The following is a 15,716-nucleotide window of genomic DNA, read 5'->3' as shown; positions in this document are numbered from 1 at the left end:
GGGAGGGTGAACCATGTCACGCTCGGTGGAACCCATAAAGGGAGCCGTCACCGATCTGTGGCGATACTCGGTGAAGTCGATGCTCGGAGAGCCATTGACGACGGCGCAGGTGACGGAGCGCGGCGTGGTAGGCGATCGCGCTTACGCGTTGATCGATACGGAGGACGGTAAGGTCGCGTCGGCAAAGAACCCGGGTAAATGGCCGACGCTGTTCGCCTGCCGTGCAACGTATCTCGAACCCCCGCGGAGTGAGAGCCCGTTGCCGCCGGTCCGCATCAGGCTTCACGACGGAACGGCGGTCACCAGCACACAAGGCGATTGCAATGGGACCCTGTCCAAGGTATTAGGGCGCCAGGTGACGCTCGCTGCCACAGCATACGGACAACTGAGCGGGATCCCATCCTCGCTTTCCGCCTCATGGTCGGCCAAGGCGGAAGAGTATTGGCCAGACGTGGAAGGGCTGGACTATCGGAATGCGGTCACCGACTTCGCGCTGCCGCCTGGTACCTTCTTCGACAGCGCCACGATTCATTTGGTGACAACCGCGACGCTCTCTCGGCTGCATGACCTCTACCCGCAAGGGCGATTTGAAGTCCCGCGCTTTCGGCCGAACATCGTGCTCGACGCATCGGAAGCTGAGCAGGCGTTTCCGGAAGAGGCGTGGATCGGTCACACGATTGCAGTTGGGGAGCAGGTTCGCCTCCATATCACGATGGCCTGCGGCCGATGCGTCATGACGACGCTGGCGCAAGGAGACCTGCCAAAGGATACCGGCATCCTCCGCACCGCCGTGCAGCACAACCACGGCCATGTGGGCGTCTACGCCTCGGTGGTGCGAGGAGGCACAATGAAGCGAGGAGACGCGGTACGATTCGCGGACTGATTCTTGGTGATCAACGGCATCTCCGCCGCTTCACGTCGGTGGACTGCTGCAGGCGGACGCTGTTCTTAGGCGAAGCTCCGCCTTCTTGATCGCTGCTCCATGCCGACCCGCACGTTCCGCATCGCCCTGCTGCACCTCGCTCCCGTTCCCGGTGACCTCATCCATAATCGGCGGCTCATCGAAAGCTCGGTGACGATGGCGGCGCGGCTTGGGGCGTCCTGGATCGTCACGCCGGAACTCGTCATCCCCGGCTATTCATTCGCCGAGCTTATCGGCACGGAATGGATTCTCACGCAGCCCGACGCCTGGATGACGGCGTTGTGCCGAATGGTTCGACAACTTGGCGTGACCGTCTTTCTCTCTCATCCTGAAAAAGATCGGGAATCCTCTGCGCTGCATAATAGTCTGTTCGTCATCACCGCCGATGGCAGAATTGTTGGTCGTCACCGCAAGATCAACACGCTGAGAGTCGGCGCGGAGTCGTGGTCGAGTCCCAGCGACTGCGCCATTCCTCTTGCCGTGCCACCATTCGCGGGCGTCGGTCTGATGATTTGCGCCGACGCCTACTCGACTGGCATCGCGCGAAGCCTATGCGCCCAGGGCGCGATGCTTCTGGTGTCCGCCGCCGCGTGGGCACCCGGGCTTCATGGTCCGGACGGCGAGTGGGAACGATGCACAGAGGCGACCGGCCTGCCGCTGTTCGTATGCAATCGCACCGGCATCGACGGCGCTCTCAATTTCATGAGGGCGGAGACCGTGATTGTCAAGGACGGGAAGCGGCTGTTGTCCTATTCCTCGGAGCGCTCGAGCATCGTTCTCATCGACTGGGATCTGGACACACAGGATCTGGCCACCGCCACATACCAGTCGGTGCGGTTGTGACCATCCCGCAAGCCACTCGTGTGGCTGCTAGTTGTGCCGTGAACAACGTGCCGCTAGAATGGGCGCGCTTGGGTCTTGGTGCCGATGAGCCCTCATAAGACTTCTCTCCATGATCAATTCGTCGCCGCGCTGCAGCATGAGCCCGTGCCGTGCGGAAAGCCGGGCTGTGCCGGTCCCGTCGAGACGTTGGATCTGTCGCAGAGCTACGACCGCGTGAAGACGTTTCAATGTCGCTGCCAGTCATGCGGATGGAGTGCGCGGCTTCAAGGCCGAGGGCCGCAAGAGCCGCCGTGGGATGAGGGATCGCTGATCGCCATGGCGGAGGCCCACATGCTCCACCAGCAGGCGTTCTGCCCGTTCGATGACACGCCGATCGTGTTCACGTCGCTCCCGAATCCTCGCCGCCGGGCCCGCTATCGTCTCTCCTGCTTTTTTTGCGGCCGGCAAACCGATATGGACTGGCCCCCGCCGGAAGCCAAACGCTGAGCTGATCCTGTTCTCGTTTCAGTCAAGTGATTGCAACAGTGCCGAGCACCGGGATGGAACATGTTCGCCTAGGCGCGCGGTTTGGGGCAATCGGTGCGGTCGCCGCGTGCCTTGCACAACTGATAGCGGCCGTTTTCCGCCCAATACCGCAACGATTCATAGACATCCGACCAAGAATTGAACGAGGCGGCTTCAAGTTTCTTCTTTCCCACCCGGCGGTCAACTGCCGCGCGTAGCACCTCGCCAGTCTGCGCATCAGTCACTTTCGCTTCGATGACCGCCTCGCCCGTAAAGGCCGGCTTGCCGGTCGCGATCGTCTTGAGCAGCGATCCCGCCGCCAGGACGTTCATCGGTGCCGGGATCGACGAGACCACATCCAACATGGGCCAGCTCTTTTCCAAATGCGTGATCGCCACTTGCGCGCGAAGCGTGTTGGGCCCCGGCTTATCCACCATCTCGTAGTCTTTCGACAGTTCCTGGTAGATGAGCGCGTAGAACGTGTCGGCCATGAGCTGCGCTTGCTCCTGCGGGATGCCCGCCATCTTCGATTCCGGCCCACGAAAGATCAGGACGGGATCGAGCATGATTTTCGTATAGGTTCCGTGCGGGATGAGAGCCGCCCTCGGATTTTTATAGACCAGGAGGGACTCACCGGCATTCTCGTCGCCGGCGGTCATTGCCGGGTAGAGATCCTTAAGAAACCCCAAGCGATCGACGGTGCGGGCCTGCTTCGTCGCCGCACATCCCCAGGCCACCAACAGCAACGTAGTAAGAAGCACGGATGTATGTAAAGGACTCACGATGGCCTCCTTGGTGAGCAGCGAACGTGGGGGAGAGCACTATGGGTCGCAGATCGATGAATGTCAACGTTCAATAGCCTTACTTCTCTGCCAATTGACCGGTGGAATGCCTGCACTGATGAACTCGGATCTGCTGCGTCCTTTAGCCAGTCCGTCCGTCTCTAGATGTAGCGGATGACCCAAGGCCCTCCGGTCCACGAGAAAGGAGAGTGTCATGAGAATGCATATCTCGCTCAACGTTCGGGATGTCGCCGTGTCGGTTGCGTTCTATCTCAAGGTCTTTGGCGTGCCGCCGCAGAAGCAGACCGTCAACTATGCCAAGTTCGACGTGTGCGTCCCGGCTCTGAACTTCTCGCTCGTCTCGTCCTCGAAGCACGTTAGTTCAGTGAACCATCTCGGCATTGAAGTGGAGTCGATGAAGCAGTTGGCCGGGTGGAAACAGCGGCTCGAAGAGCACGGCCTCCTTCAGGCCGTCGAAGAGAATGTGGCGTGTTGCTTCGCCCGGCAAGCTAAACTGTGGTTCACCGATCCGGACGGCAACCCGTGGGAGATCTTCGTGGTCCATGAACAATTAAAGGTGACGGGACCGCTCAGGACGACGGGCTGTTGCGAGTCGAGAGACAACGCTCTATCGTCCTCCACCACTTGCACGTCGCGAAGACAGAGCGGTACCGTATCCTCCACGGAGGCCTCGGCATGAGCGAGCCCACAAGCGAATTTTGGCAAGACATCCGAGACTCGCTACGCCTCTTTATTCTGAAGCGGGTGTCCGATGAGGCGGAGGCCGATGATATTTTGCAAGAAGTCCTGTTGCGGGTGCAGCGTGGAATCGGCCATCTCAAGGATTCTGCACGAATGACATCCTGGCTGTATCAGATCACCAGGCACGCCATTGCCGATCATTACCGACATCCTGCTCGTCGCCGGGAAATACCCGTCGGACTCGCCTCCGAGGTGGAGAGCGGCGGAGGGGTGCGAGGAACGCGTATTGATCAGACCGGGGCACCTGGTGAGCTTCGAGCGCAACTGGCCGGCTGTCTGGGTCCAATGATCGATTCGTTGGCTCCGGCCTATCGCGAGGCCCTCGTGCTCGTCGATCTCAACGGTTTGACTCAACAGGCGGCGGCTAAGCGACTGGGGCTCTCACTATCCGGTGTGAAGTCGCGTGTGCAGCGCGGACGCCGCCAGCTCAGGTGCCGGCTCGAAGCGTGCTGTGTCGTCGAGTTCGATCGCCGCGGCGGCATTGTGGACTATGTGGTGCGGGGTGAAAGCGCATCTCCCTGCGAAATATCTGAGGCTTCGGGATGCCCCTGAAAGCCTACAACGGGGTGCCGATGCCGTCGTTCATGTACGGGACGGCGTGGAAAAAGGAGGCGACCGGCCGTCTCGTCGAACTGGCCGTGACGACCGGCTTTCGTGCCATCGATACGGCGAATCAGATTATTCATTACCAGGAAGCGCTCGTCGGGGAGGCGCTGCAGGCGCTCGTGAAGAGGGGGATTCAGCGGGAAGACCTGTTTCTTCAAACCAAGTTCACCCCGATCAATGGGCAGGATCATCGGTTGCCCTATGATCCGAGGGCCGATCTTGCCACACAGGTTCGACAGTCGTTTGAGAGTTCTCTGGCTCACCTGCACACCGACTATGTGGATTCATACGTGCTCCACGGCCCGTATTCGCGGTACGGCTTGAGCACCGCCGACTGGGAGGTCTGGGCGGCGATCGAAGGACTGTATGAATCGGGTCGAACGAAGATGATTGGCATCAGCAACGTGTCGGCCGGGCAACTCAGCGAACTCTGCGAACGCGCCAAGCACAAACCGATGGTCGTGCAGAACCGCTGTTACGCGGCGCTCGGCTGGGACAGCGACGTCCGAGATATCTGCCGGGCTCACAACATCATTTACCAGGCCTTTTCTTTATTGACTGCCAACCGTGAGATCTGGGGCGATCCCGAGATTCGAAACATCGCGGCTCGCCTCGCGACAGGGATTGCCCAAGTGATCTTCCGCTTCGCCATGGAGATCGGGATGTTGCCGCTCACAGGCACGACCAATCCTCAGCACATGCAAGACGACCTCGAAGCGGAACGACTCGCGCTCACTCCCGAAGAGATCCGATACATCGAAACGATAGGCAGATAACGCAAGCATCCCGCGATCAAGGACCATGGCGTACGAGCCCGTGTCGCCTTCGCAACCTGAGTCGACCTATTGCAGGCGAGGGGTTCTGCGTACAACTTTTCCCGTGATGCGCACTCACCGGCTCTGCACAGCAAAGGCCAGTGCGGCTGACCGCGCGCAACACTCCCGCCGAGGTTCAATGGATAGAGCAACGCGAACCGACGCAAGGAGGTATCTATGATGACCAAACACATGCTAGCAGTTGTTGGTGCGATGACTCTCGTCGGAAGTGGCATAGCGTTGAGCGCTCAAGGTGATCAGTCCGCGCAGCAGCGCCTCGAACAGCAGATGGGGTCCGAGGGGAATGCGATGGGCGTCCCCGTGCCCGGATCAGTCTCCGACATGGAGAAGACGGAAAAACAGCCGGACATGTCGAAGATCCAGTCATCGAAGTCGATTCCTCGTCTGCCCTACACGGTCGAAGGGGAAATTTTGAAGATCGACGGCGAAAACTTCGACATCCGCAGTGGTCAGGGCGAGCGGGTGAGTTTGATCGTGAATCGAGATACGAACCTGGATTGCGCGGCCGCTCCGAGCGGCGGTGAGAGCGGGAGGGGTAAGCAATCCGAGACCATCACGACGGATCGCTTGTCGCGCAAAGACCAAGCGCCGAAGGCCAGCGAGCAGCAGCTGACGCAGGGCCAACGGCAGGATGAGACGGCCCGAGGCGCCGGATTCCGAATCGGGACGTGTGACTTCAAGACGGGCGATCGTGTGAGGGCCCAAATTGACGATAATGGCAACGTGACGACCCTGAAATATCTGGCCAAAGGATCAGACCAAGGCTCATCGATGACGAGATAAGTGAACGGCCGCCCGCCTGACGGCGGGCGGCTATCTCCTTCCGCGCCAGGGCGGCCAAGCGACCGCACCGACGACAAGATGTAGGCGTGTTGCCTACTTCATTTCACTCCAACGGTGTCATTGCTATTCACAGCATCTTCCAATGCACCACCGACCAGCCGGACCGATCCGTGGAATGCCCCTCCGCCAACGCTTGACCAAGATATTGTGGTGTTTCAAGCCACACCACAATGCTGAAATCATAGGCAACGCGCTCGAATGCACATCAGTGGCGGCCGGCAAAAATTGCAAGTCCCGGTTATCCACAATTGCTCCACAGAAGACGTGAATAACGGCGCGAATGATATTGACCTACAGAGCCACGGCGTGACGCCGGGTGAACAAAATTGCGAGCGGGGTGTTGGACACTCGCAATAGTGATTGTGCTGGCCGGAGAGTTGAGTTAGCATCGGCTTCACGCCCAACGGCCTTCCCATCAATCGTCCGTTCCAACCGTTCATCCACGGAGGGCGACCATGGAACTCCGCCGTGCCCCACGTTTCGCCGTTCAGGTTCCGGTGAGCTTTTCGAGCCATGATGGGGTCGGATCAGGCCTCATCTCCGAACTTTCTCATTCGGGGTGCAGTGTGATCAGTGAGGATTCTGTTCGGGCGGGTGGCACGCTTGTGCTGCACATCCACTTGCCGGATCACGCTGTGCCAGTGAAGGTTGATGCCATAGTTCCATGGGCCGACGGAATGCTGTTCGGCCTGGAATTTCGGCGCTTCAATCTGCAGGACAAAGAGCGCTGGGCTTGCTTCGTCAATGCGGTGGAACGGGCGGCGAACGACAGCGTTCGGCGCGCGTCCTAGAACCTATCTCAAAATCGCTTGCGCCGCGAGCAGCCTGGGACCGGGGCAGCGGCTCCGCTTGAAGGACAGAGCGGCGTGGACCGCTCGGACGCGTCACGCGGCGCGCCGCTGAAACTTGCGGCTTCCGAGCTTCGCTGAACGCCGCTTCGAACAGTCAGCCGTGTCCTCGCCGCGCTTTCACTGAGGAAGGCCGGCAGTCCTGGACAGGACCGCTGGCCCTTTTCCTTATCGCATGTCGATGCCGAGATCTTCAGCGATGTTCCGCGCGGTCTTCAAATGGCCCTTGAGAATTGGGAGCGTTTTGGACGCCCAGTCCTTGACGTCTCGATCCTGGATTTCGCTCGCGCTCTGCTCGAATTCACGGACATCCTTCGTGTGTTCCCGGAGCATGTAGCCGATGTACGCACGGTCGAAATCGTTGCCAGACAATTGCTGGAACCGCTGCGCGCGCTCGCGCTGCGCCGTTGGTAGCTCGACATCCTTCGGCAGCGCGACGCCTTCCTGCGACGCGAGTTGCTTCAGTTCCTCGTTGGCCTTGGCATGGTCGTCGATCATCTGACGGCCGAACTCTTTGACCTTGTCGTTTGCGGCGCGTTCCGTCGCGATTTGACCCAACGCAATCTCAGCCCGTTGGCCCCGGGAAGCGTGGAGCAGGAACTGCCGTTCCTTCGCCGTCGTGGGCTCATCGACCGCGAAGCCCGCGCCGGCGAGGCCAACCAGTGCCGCGACAAGAGCACCAGCGACAGTCATAGTTTTGGTCATGGCGCACCTCCTTCCAAATTCGATCCTAGGCGGCCCGGGCAGCAGAAACGATCGGGACGACAGTAGAAGTGCTGTGCGAGCGCGCGAATTTACGTGTCCAGCGATCGGTGCACCTCTGGCGCCGACTTCGTTCCGCTAGCTGAGCGTTTGTAGGTGACACGCCGATGCGCCAGCACTGCCGCACCAAGTAAAGATACGCTGACGCGATGCCCAGGTAATGTGGTAGCGTCCTGTCATGCCCGACGAACTGGACCCTTTTCAAATTCGTCTCTCACGCCGAGCGTTCCTGGCTTTCCCGCTGATCGCTCTGCCGCCTCTAGCCGTGCCCGATCTGGTCCGGCCGCGCATCGCGAGCGGCCCGCTCGCACCCTCAGGACGGCCGTACAGGGCCACGCACAGAGGGCCGACGCCGAGCGGCGGGCTTGCTGAGGCGATCGTCATCAAGGACGGCGAATTGTTCTTTCTGGCCGACGCTGCCGGCAGCGTCCCGTTTCAAGAGGGGCACGCGTTCGGGCTGTACTTTCATGACTGCCGCTATCTCAATGGGTATGAGATGCGGCTCGCCGGTACGCCGCTCGTGGCGTTGGCGGCGACGGGCGGGCGCGGCTTCATGGCGAAGTTCGAGTTGGCGAATCTCAAGATGAAGATGCCGAACGGCGGCGTCATTCAGCGGGAGGAGATCGAAGTTCAATGGCATCGGATCATCGATAGTGAGGCGCAGGCCCTTGATGAACTGTTGACGATTCAAAACTTCGCGCACCAGCCCGTCGAATGCCCGTTTTCCATGAGCTTCCGAGCCGAGTTCGAGGATATCTACGCGGTCCGTGAATTCTTGTCGCTGAAGTTCGGGATGCTGCGCACGCCTCAGTGGAAGAACGGCGCGTTGTTCTTTTGGTACGACGGCAGGGACGGGGTCCATCGCCGCCTGTCGGTGCATTTTTCGCCGACACCCGACCGCGTTGAAGGAACGGCCGCGCATTTTGATGTGAAACTCGCGCCTCGCGAAGTGAAGCAACTCCGTGTGTCGCTGATCATCAACGAGTCGACGGAGGCCAGTGCCGCGGAGCCGAGCAACGTCTTCGTGGAGCCCGACGTGTTTCAACTCGAGGCGAAGTTGCAAGGCGCGTCCGAAAAATGGCTCGACTCGGTGACCGATGTGTTCAGCGACAGCATGGTGCTGGAAGAGACGATCGATCGGTCATTTCGGGATCTGCAAGTCCTGCGGATGAAGATGGGGCAGGAGTGGTTTTTCGCCGCCGGCACGCCCTGGTTCGCCACGCTGTTCGGTCGGGATAGCCTGATCACGGCCCTCCAAATCCTGGCCTACGATCCGACCGTGAGCGAGCAGACGTTGAGGTTGCTCGCGAAGTACCAGGGGCAACGCATCAACGAATGGCGAGACGAGCAGCCCGGAAAAATTTTGCACGAGCTGCGCGTCGGGGAGGCGGCGCGGCTCGGGGTGATTCCGCACACGCCCTATTACGGCTCGGTGGATGCCACGCCGCTCTTTCTGATCCTCCTCGCTCGTCATGCGCAGTGGACGGGCAGTCTCGCGTTGTTTCAGGAACTCCGACCGCAGATCGAGCTGGCCCTCGAATGGATGGCAAAGTACGGCGAGCGCCAGGGCTATCTGACGTACGTGACGATGTCTGAGAAGGGACTGGAGAACCAAGGGTGGAAGGATTCGGGCGACGGCATCATCAATGCTGACGGGACTGTTGCGGCGCCGCCCATCGCGGTGGTCGAAGCGCAGGGCTACGCGTACGACGCGAAGGTCGGGCTGGCGGACCTCTACGAGCGGGCCGGTGAGTCGATGCGAGCCAAGCAGCTGCGGCGGGAGGCGGCCGAGCTTCAGGTGCGCTTCAATCGCGACTTCTGGTTACGTCGGAAGAATTGTTACGCGCTGGCGCTCCAGAAGAACGGTCAGCCGGCGGCGGTCGTCGCCTCGAACCCGGGGCATCTCCTGTGGAGTGGGATTGCGGATCCCGACAAGGCCAAGCAAACGGTGGAGCGTCTCATGCGGGACGATATGTTCAGCGGGTGGGGCATCCGGACGCTGTCGCAAAAGGAGCAGGGCTACAATCCGCTGGGCTACCATCTGGGCAGCGTCTGGCCGCATGATACGGCCTTGATCTGCGCGGGATTCCGACGCTATGGCTTCGATGATGACGCGTCTCGGTTGTTCGAAGGCCTGGTCAAGGCCGCGACGCACTTCAAGGGCTACCAGTTGCCCGAATTGTTTGCGGGCTTCAGCCAGGACGAGTATGACTTGCCCGTGCCCTATCCGGCCGCCAATCACCCGCAGGCTTGGGCCGCCGGGAGCGTGCCCTATATGCTGCAGGCGATGCTCGGCCTGATTCCCGAAGGCTTCGCGCGTCGTCTCAACGTCGTGAGGCCGATGCTCCCCGACTTCATCGACCAGGTGGAGCTGCACCGGCTGCGGGTGGCCGATGCACAGGTCGACCTCCGCTTTCAGCGGACGCCAGACGGGTCCTTCGCGGTGAAGGTCCTCAGGACGACGGGACCGCTGGACATCGTCGTCAAATCGTAGCGGGTGAGGCCGTGCGCGAGAATCGCGGTCGAAGCCGTCGCGGGTTAGCCGTATTTGATTTTGAGCACGAGGATCGCGCTGGCCAGAATCAGCGTGACGACGTTGGCGACGATCACCGGCAAGGCGTGGATCAGCAGGCCGTAGATCAGCCACAGCAACACGCCCGTGCAGAAGATCGCGAACATGCCGAAGGAAATATCTTCAGCCGACTTCGTCTTCCAGGTTTTCGTGAGTTGCGGCACGAACGCGATGGTCGTCAGCGTCCCAGCCAACAGCCCGAGCAGTGTGATCGGATCCATCTCGTGGAATTAGGGTAACGACGGCTGATCCAGCGGCGCACGGCCCGCCATGGCAAGTTCGTCGTACATGTCAAGGTACCCAGCCGCCATCCGCGCGGCCGTGAACCGCGTTTCGAATGCGACTCGACATTGATGCCGATCCAGACGCGAGACCAGCGGCATCACCTCGACCATATCCTCCGCCGACCCGCATAGGAACCCCGTCATGCCGTTCTCGATGATTTCGGGGAACGACCCGTGCCGGTAGGCGATGACCGGTGTGCCGCATGCCAGTGCCTCGATCAGCACGAGCCCGAAGGACTCCGGGCGAAACGGACAGAGCAGCCCCAGCGCGTGCCCCAGGAACTCGTTTTTTTCGGCGTCGGTAATCTCCCCCAAGTATTCGATCGAGCCGTGGCTGAGCAGTGGTTTGATGATCGCCCGAAAATATTCCTCGTCGGCAGGGTCGACTTTCGCGGCAATCTTCAATGGAATGCCCGCCCGTTTCGCAATTTCGATCGCTTCTTCCGGGCCCTTCTCGGGGGACACGCGACCGAGGAAGGCCAGGTATTGGCCTGGTCCCTCATTGAAGTGATACAGGTCTTCGGGAAGTCCGTGGTGAACCGTCGCTTTCCAATTGGCCCACGGGCATGGCTTTCGCTGAGCATCGGAGATCGAGACCAAGGGGATCTCGGAGAATTCTTTGTACACCTGTTTCAGTTCCGGCAATCGGATATGGCCGTGGACGGTTGTGACGACCGGTGTAGGGCACCGACGGATGAGCGGGAACGCCCAGAAATCGAGATGGGAATGAATGATATCGAAGTCATCCGCTCCCCGGAAGACCCGTTCGAGCAGCACGGTCAATCGCGCACTCCGGCCAAATTCGTCGGCGATGCGCAAGGCCTCCGGATAGACAGCCTCCAAGCGCGCGGTGGTTCGGCTGTCCCCGCTTGCGAAGAGGGTGACGTCGTGTCCTAACCGGACGAGTTCGTCGGTCAGGTAGGCCACGATCCGCTCCGCGCCCCCGTATCGCTTGGGAGGAACGCTTTCCGTGAGATGGGAGACCTGCGCGATGCGCACACTTCACCCTCAGGGCTCACACTAAAGGAGATTCAGTTGCACACCTATCGGGTTCGGTCCTACAAGTTCCGGATTCGGAACGGTGAAAAAGGAGGGAGTGAGCCCCATCGACCCTCGTGGGGTTTCGCTATACTAGGCAGTATGCGACGATGGCGTCCGACTTCGGTTCAAACGATCCTGCTCCTGCCGTTCATGGCCTTGGTGGTTGGGTGTGCGTCCGGTCCATCTCCGCATCCGACCCTCTCCCCCGTGAGTCGGTGTTGCGAGAAAGGGCAGCCGACGCTCACGCGCTATCAGGCGGTGCAAGTGGCCGCTCAGCTCGTGGGGCGCACCGAACTGGAAAGCCACGGCCGCGAGCTGACGACCGATTGCGCCGGGGTTACGCGCGCCATCTTTCTCCAGCAAGGCATCGATCTGTATGCCGTCCCCGCAGCCGGCCGAGATATGAACGGCGTTCGCCTGATCTATGCGCATGCGAAACGGTACGGGACGGTGCATCGGGGTCCGGTCGTCCATCCCGGCGATCTGGTCTTCTTCCACAACACATGGGATATGAACGGGGACGGCCGCGCCAATGATCCCTTGACCCATGTCGGGATCGTTGAGGACGTGCGCCCGGATGGGACGGTGACGTTCATCAGCCGCGTAGCCAAAGCCATCGAGCGCTATCGCATGAACCTGCGGTTCCCCACGGTCCATCGTTTGCCGGACGGGACCGTCGTGAATGACTATCTTCGCCGGAAACGAGCGGATGATTCCGATCATGTCCGCTACTTGGCCGCTCAACTCTTCGCTGGGTTCGCCACGGTGACTCGATAACGTTTCGATTCGCCGGGCGCCAGCCCCTGCTCTTCGCCAGCCGACTTCCGACACCCCGACTGCATCCCGGCCGATGATCGCCGCAACGACTGCAATGCTAGCGTGAAGCCACGGAGGAGAATGATGAGCACCGAGCGATCAGATCGACAAGGCCGTGGCCGCACAGGCCAGCGTATCGAGCAGCCAATCGAGGAGCGAAGCCCGAACAATCAGTCATCGGGTGGAAAGGATTTCGAGGACTATCCGGGTGGTGGGCCGGTGCCCGTCGGCGAGGCGCCTGTCCACCAGATGCAGAACGCAGGTGGCGGGATGCCGATGGGCGTGGATGTCGCTCAGGACATGACCGGCAATCCCGGCGTGGTCCCGAATGCAAACACCGGCGGACCCAGCTCGACCAAGAACATCGGTGAGCAGGTGGCAGAGGAGACCGTGGAACGCGAAACCCGCAAACAACGCCGCTGAGAGCCTTGTCATTCAGTATCGAGATTTGACTCCGTCTTCCCACCGCGCTAACAGTCGTCATGACTGCGGCTTTCGTTTGTCCGTGGCGGCCGATGTCCTTTTGCGTCGAGCATCGCCCCAGGATCGCTAGCTCGGACATCAGACAGCTTTGTTGGGTCGGATGTCCCTCGCGCTGATCAATGCCGACACTTCCCATCGATGCCGTTCGTTCCCTCGTACGCCAACATCTTCTCACCGGCCACCAGCTTGTGCTGACTGCCCCGCCAGGTGCGGGGAAGACGACGCAGATCCCTCTTGCGCTGATGGACCAACCGTGGGTGAACGGACGCAAGCTTGTGATGCTCGAGCCGCGGCGTTTGGCCGCGCGAGCGGCAGCCTATTGGATGGCGTTACGACGCGGGGAGCCGGTCGGCGAGACGGTCGGCTACCGGACTCGCTTCGAGACACGGGTCAGCGAGAAGACCCGGATTGAAGTCGTCACGGAAGACATTCTCACGCGTCTGCTGCAACACGATCCCTCGCTGGCGGACTACGGCGCCGTCATCTTCGATGAGTTTCACGAGCGAAGCCTTCAGGCCGATCTTGGTCTTGCCCTCACGCTCGACGCACAGCGGCTGTTCCGCCCGGATCTTCGCATCATCGTCATGTCGGCGACCTTGGATGTCTCGGCCGTCGCCGGCGTGCTTGGGGGCGCCCCGGTCGTCGGTTGCGAGGGGCGGCTCTTTCCGGTTGAGACCCACTATGCTGATCGGCCACTCTCAACGCCGATCGACCAGGCCGTGGCCGAGACGATCAAACACGTGGTGACGAAGGAGACGGGAAGCATGCTGGTCTTCCTGCCCGGCATGGCGGAGATTCGGCGCGTCGAGCGGCGCCTGCAAGCGATGCCCTTGCCGGCCAACGTGGACGTCCTGCCCCTTCACGGCGACTTGCCGATCGTCGAGCAAGAGCGGGCGATCGAGCCGACATCGCCGGGTCGGCGAAAACTCGTGTTGTCCACCGCGATCGCCGAGACGAGCCTGACGATCGAAGGCGTGCGGGTGGTGATCGACGCGGGCCTCATGCGCGTCGCGCGGTACGACCCGAGTGTGGGCCTCAACCGGCTGGTGACGATCCGGATCACGCAGGATGCGGCCGAGCAACGGCGTGGGCGGGCCGGCCGGGTCGAACCGGGCGCGTGCTATCGCTTGTGGACGCCAGCGGAGCAGACGATGCTGCTGCGACGGCGGTCGCCGGAAATTCTGGAGAGCGACCTCGCGTCACTGGTCCTCGATCTTGCCGCGTGGGGACGGACGGACCCAGCCGAGTTGACGTGGCTCGATCCACCGCCATCGGCCTCGGTCTCACACGCGTGCGACCTCTTGCGCTCGCTCGGCGCGCTCGACGAGCGGGGAGCGCTGACGCCGCACGGGCGAGCCATGGCGGACCTGCCGCTCCACCCTCGCCTCGCTCACATGCTGCTTTGCGCCGTCGAGCTTAAGGCAGGGCGAATTGGCTGCGAGCTGGCTGCTCTCCTTGGTGAGCGCGATATTCTGCGACCGGCTGCCGGCCGCCCCACGGCCGATCTACGCGTGCGAGTCGACCTGGTACGGGGTCATGCCGATCCTGACGACACCCTTATGGTCGATCGGCACATGTTCCATCGCATCCGTCGCGTCGCGGATGAGTACGAGCGACGCTTTCGCCTGAAGACAGGCGCTGGGCCGGCTCTGCCCAGAGGCCGTGAGAGCGAGGAGATCGGGTTGCTCTTGGCCTCGGCATATCCCGACCGCATCGCTCAGCGGCAGGTGGGGCCGGAGGGGCGCTATGTCTTGTCGAATGGCCGGGGTGCCCGCCTTCCTCCGCATGACCCGCTGGTCACTCATCCGTATCTGGTGGTGGCGGAGCTGACGGGCGGAGACGCGTGGGCCGAGATCCGGTTGGCGGCGTCCATCACGGTGGCTCAACTGAACCGCTGCTGCGCCGAGCAGATGCGGGAGGTGCAATTCATTGAATGGGATGATCGCGCCAAAGCGGTGCGGGCCAGGAGGCAACGGCGGCTGGGTGCGTTGGTTCTCGATGATCAACCGCTGCCGAACCCGGATCCGGAACGCGTGAAGGCGCGGCTGATCGAAGGGCTCCGCAAGGAGGGCCTGCGCTGCCTTGCATGGACAGACCAGCTTCTGGAGTGGCGGGCCCGCGTGCAGTTCTTGCGTCGGCTCGATGGGCCGGCTTCCGAGTGGCCGGATCTCTCGGACGAGGCGTTGGTGTCACGGTTGGAGGACTGGCTGGGACCTTCGCTTACCGGATTCACGCGCTTGGACCAACTGCAACGGCTCGACCTGGCCGAACCGCTCTACAACCTCCTGACCTGGCGACAACGACAGGAACTCGACCGGCAGGCTCCGACACACATGATCGTGCCGAGCGGCTCACGCGTCAGGGTCCAGTATGAAGGACAGGAAGTGCCGGTGCTGGCGGTGCGCCTGCAGGAGATGTTCGGGTGTGAAACGACGCCGCGCATCGCCGGGGGGCGCGTCACAGTCATGCTGCATCTGTTGTCCCCCGCCGGTCGGCCCGTCCAGGTGACCCAAGACCTCGCCGGCTTTTGGCGATCGAGCTATCAGGACGTCCGCAAGGATCTGCGCGGCCGCTATCCCAGGCACCGGTGGCCGGAAGACCCGCTTGCCGCGGCGCCGACCAAGCGCGCGAAGACACGGCCATAGAGTCGATGTGAGCTGCGATGGAGCGGCATCGCTTCAATGAGTATCGACCTCGCTTCCAGGGCAAGACCTCCTTGCGGTGTTCACCATCGACTGTCCTGCCCCAGTTTCATCTCGATCCGCCAAATCACATAAGTCACGCTTTTTCCTCGTTTTTCCTTAGATCACCG

Annotated in this window: 16 protein-coding genes; 12 read left to right on the top strand and 4 right to left on the bottom strand. The window is 61.5% G+C overall.

Annotated features, from left to right (window positions below; genetic code table 11):
* Positions 1-13: 13 nt before the first annotated feature.
* The 3 genes from AC1U7K_RS13110 (at position 14) to AC1U7K_RS13100 (ending at position 2,251) form a co-directional block, all read left to right on the top strand.
* Positions 14-883 (top strand): MOSC domain-containing protein, encoded by an 870-nt coding sequence (locus AC1U7K_RS13110; protein WP_480251847.1) that lies wholly within the window; start codon positions 14-16, stop codon positions 881-883.
* Positions 884-982: 99 nt separating this feature from the next.
* Positions 983-1,765 carry a carbon-nitrogen hydrolase family protein gene (locus AC1U7K_RS13105; RefSeq protein WP_480251845.1) on the top strand — a complete coding sequence of 261 codons (783 nt, stop codon included), beginning with the start codon at positions 983-985 and terminating at the stop codon, positions 1,763-1,765.
* Positions 1,766-1,849: 84 nt separating this feature from the next.
* Positions 1,850-2,251, top strand: a complete 402-nt coding sequence (locus AC1U7K_RS13100) for a hypothetical protein (RefSeq protein WP_480251844.1) — start codon at positions 1,850-1,852, stop codon at positions 2,249-2,251.
* Positions 2,252-2,319: 68 nt separating this feature from the next.
* Here the strand turns inward: AC1U7K_RS13100 and AC1U7K_RS13095 are convergent, their stop codons facing one another.
* The gene (locus AC1U7K_RS13095) at positions 2,320-3,051 is read right to left on the bottom strand and encodes a DUF3313 domain-containing protein (protein WP_480251843.1); all 732 of its coding nucleotides are present in this window, start codon (positions 3,049-3,051) and stop codon (positions 2,320-2,322) included.
* Between the two features lie 214 nt (positions 3,052-3,265).
* Here AC1U7K_RS13095 and AC1U7K_RS13090 point away from each other — a divergent pair, with 214 nt between their 5' ends.
* The 5 genes from AC1U7K_RS13090 (at position 3,266) to AC1U7K_RS13070 (ending at position 6,889) form a co-directional block, all read left to right on the top strand.
* Entirely contained in the window at positions 3,266-3,751 is a 486-nt protein-coding gene (locus tag AC1U7K_RS13090) for an ArsI/CadI family heavy metal resistance metalloenzyme (protein ID WP_480251842.1), read from the top strand.
* Positions 3,748-4,365 (top strand): RNA polymerase sigma factor SigZ, encoded by a 618-nt coding sequence (sigZ, locus tag AC1U7K_RS13085; RefSeq protein WP_480251841.1) that lies wholly within the window; start codon positions 3,748-3,750, stop codon positions 4,363-4,365. The genes AC1U7K_RS13090 and sigZ overlap by 4 nt, the downstream gene beginning before the upstream one ends.
* Entirely contained in the window at positions 4,356-5,195 is an 840-nt protein-coding gene (locus AC1U7K_RS13080; protein WP_480251840.1) for an aldo/keto reductase family protein, read from the top strand. The genes sigZ and AC1U7K_RS13080 overlap by 10 nt, the downstream gene beginning before the upstream one ends.
* Before the next feature lie 216 nt (positions 5,196-5,411).
* Positions 5,412-6,038, top strand: a complete 627-nt coding sequence (locus AC1U7K_RS13075) for a hypothetical protein (RefSeq protein ID WP_480251839.1) — start codon at positions 5,412-5,414, stop codon at positions 6,036-6,038.
* Between the two features lie 515 nt (positions 6,039-6,553).
* The gene (locus AC1U7K_RS13070; protein ID WP_480251838.1) at positions 6,554-6,889 is read left to right on the top strand and encodes a PilZ domain-containing protein; all 336 of its coding nucleotides are present in this window, start codon (positions 6,554-6,556) and stop codon (positions 6,887-6,889) included.
* Between the two features lie 225 nt (positions 6,890-7,114).
* Here AC1U7K_RS13070 and AC1U7K_RS13065 read toward each other — a convergent pair whose 3' ends face one another.
* The gene (locus AC1U7K_RS13065; protein WP_480251836.1) at positions 7,115-7,651 is read right to left on the bottom strand and encodes a DUF4142 domain-containing protein; all 537 of its coding nucleotides are present in this window, start codon (positions 7,649-7,651) and stop codon (positions 7,115-7,117) included.
* 235 nt (positions 7,652-7,886) lie between these two features.
* Here AC1U7K_RS13065 and AC1U7K_RS13060 point away from each other — a divergent pair, with 235 nt between their 5' ends.
* A complete protein-coding gene (locus AC1U7K_RS13060; RefSeq protein WP_480251835.1) occupies positions 7,887-10,202 on the top strand; it encodes an amylo-alpha-1,6-glucosidase in 2,316 nt (771 codons plus the stop codon).
* 44 nt (positions 10,203-10,246) lie between these two features.
* Here AC1U7K_RS13060 and AC1U7K_RS13055 read toward each other — a convergent pair whose 3' ends face one another.
* A complete protein-coding gene (locus tag AC1U7K_RS13055) occupies positions 10,247-10,501 on the bottom strand; it encodes a SemiSWEET transporter (protein WP_480251834.1) in 255 nt (84 codons plus the stop codon).
* Positions 10,502-10,510: 9 nt separating this feature from the next.
* Complete coding sequence (locus AC1U7K_RS13050) at positions 10,511-11,563, bottom strand: glycosyltransferase family 4 protein (protein ID WP_480251833.1); 1,053 nt, start codon at positions 11,561-11,563, stop codon at positions 10,511-10,513.
* A 141-nt stretch (positions 11,564-11,704) separates the two neighbouring features.
* Here AC1U7K_RS13050 and AC1U7K_RS13045 point away from each other — a divergent pair, with 141 nt between their 5' ends.
* From AC1U7K_RS13045 to hrpB, 3 genes are all read left to right on the top strand, one after another.
* Positions 11,705-12,382, top strand: coding sequence for a CHAP domain-containing protein (locus AC1U7K_RS13045; protein ID WP_480251831.1), 678 nt, complete (start codon positions 11,705-11,707; stop codon positions 12,380-12,382).
* 120 nt (positions 12,383-12,502) lie between these two features.
* Entirely contained in the window at positions 12,503-12,844 is a 342-nt protein-coding gene (locus tag AC1U7K_RS13040; RefSeq protein WP_480251829.1) for a hypothetical protein, read from the top strand.
* 179 nt (positions 12,845-13,023) lie between these two features.
* On the top strand, positions 13,024-15,549 hold the full coding sequence (gene hrpB / locus AC1U7K_RS13035; RefSeq protein WP_480251828.1) for an ATP-dependent helicase HrpB: 2,526 nt from the start codon (positions 13,024-13,026) through the stop codon (positions 15,547-15,549).
* The last annotated feature ends 167 nt before the right edge of the window (positions 15,550-15,716 follow it).

The sequence above is a fragment of the Nitrospira sp. Vd2 genome (assembly GCF_979581665.1).
This window is presented reverse-complemented; position numbering and strand designations above follow the sequence as displayed.

Bases quoted from the DNA above. Each gene is read 5' to 3' on its own strand.
- AC1U7K_RS13110 (WP_480251847.1), top strand. From the start codon at position 14: ATGTCACGCTCGGTGGAACCCATAAAGGGAGCCGTCACCGATCTGTGG.
- AC1U7K_RS13105 (WP_480251845.1), top strand. From the start codon at position 983: ATGCCGACCCGCACGTTCCGCATCGCCCTGCTGCACCTCGCTCCCGTT.
- AC1U7K_RS13100 (WP_480251844.1), top strand. From the start codon at position 1,850: ATGAGCCCTCATAAGACTTCTCTCCATGATCAATTCGTCGCCGCGCTG.
- AC1U7K_RS13090 (WP_480251842.1), top strand. From the start codon at position 3,266: ATGAGAATGCATATCTCGCTCAACGTTCGGGATGTCGCCGTGTCGGTT.
- sigZ (WP_480251841.1), top strand. From the start codon at position 3,748: ATGAGCGAGCCCACAAGCGAATTTTGGCAAGACATCCGAGACTCGCTA.
- AC1U7K_RS13080 (WP_480251840.1), top strand. From the start codon at position 4,356: ATGCCCCTGAAAGCCTACAACGGGGTGCCGATGCCGTCGTTCATGTAC.
- AC1U7K_RS13075 (WP_480251839.1), top strand. From the start codon at position 5,412: ATGATGACCAAACACATGCTAGCAGTTGTTGGTGCGATGACTCTCGTC.
- AC1U7K_RS13070 (WP_480251838.1), top strand. From the start codon at position 6,554: ATGGAACTCCGCCGTGCCCCACGTTTCGCCGTTCAGGTTCCGGTGAGC.
- AC1U7K_RS13065 (WP_480251836.1), bottom strand. From the start codon at position 7,651: ATGACCAAAACTATGACTGTCGCTGGTGCTCTTGTCGCGGCACTGGTT.
- AC1U7K_RS13060 (WP_480251835.1), top strand. From the start codon at position 7,887: ATGCCCGACGAACTGGACCCTTTTCAAATTCGTCTCTCACGCCGAGCG.
- AC1U7K_RS13055 (WP_480251834.1), bottom strand. From the start codon at position 10,501: ATGGATCCGATCACACTGCTCGGGCTGTTGGCTGGGACGCTGACGACC.
- AC1U7K_RS13045 (WP_480251831.1), top strand. From the start codon at position 11,705: ATGCGACGATGGCGTCCGACTTCGGTTCAAACGATCCTGCTCCTGCCG.
- AC1U7K_RS13040 (WP_480251829.1), top strand. From the start codon at position 12,503: ATGATGAGCACCGAGCGATCAGATCGACAAGGCCGTGGCCGCACAGGC.
- hrpB (WP_480251828.1), top strand. From the start codon at position 13,024: ATGCCGACACTTCCCATCGATGCCGTTCGTTCCCTCGTACGCCAACAT.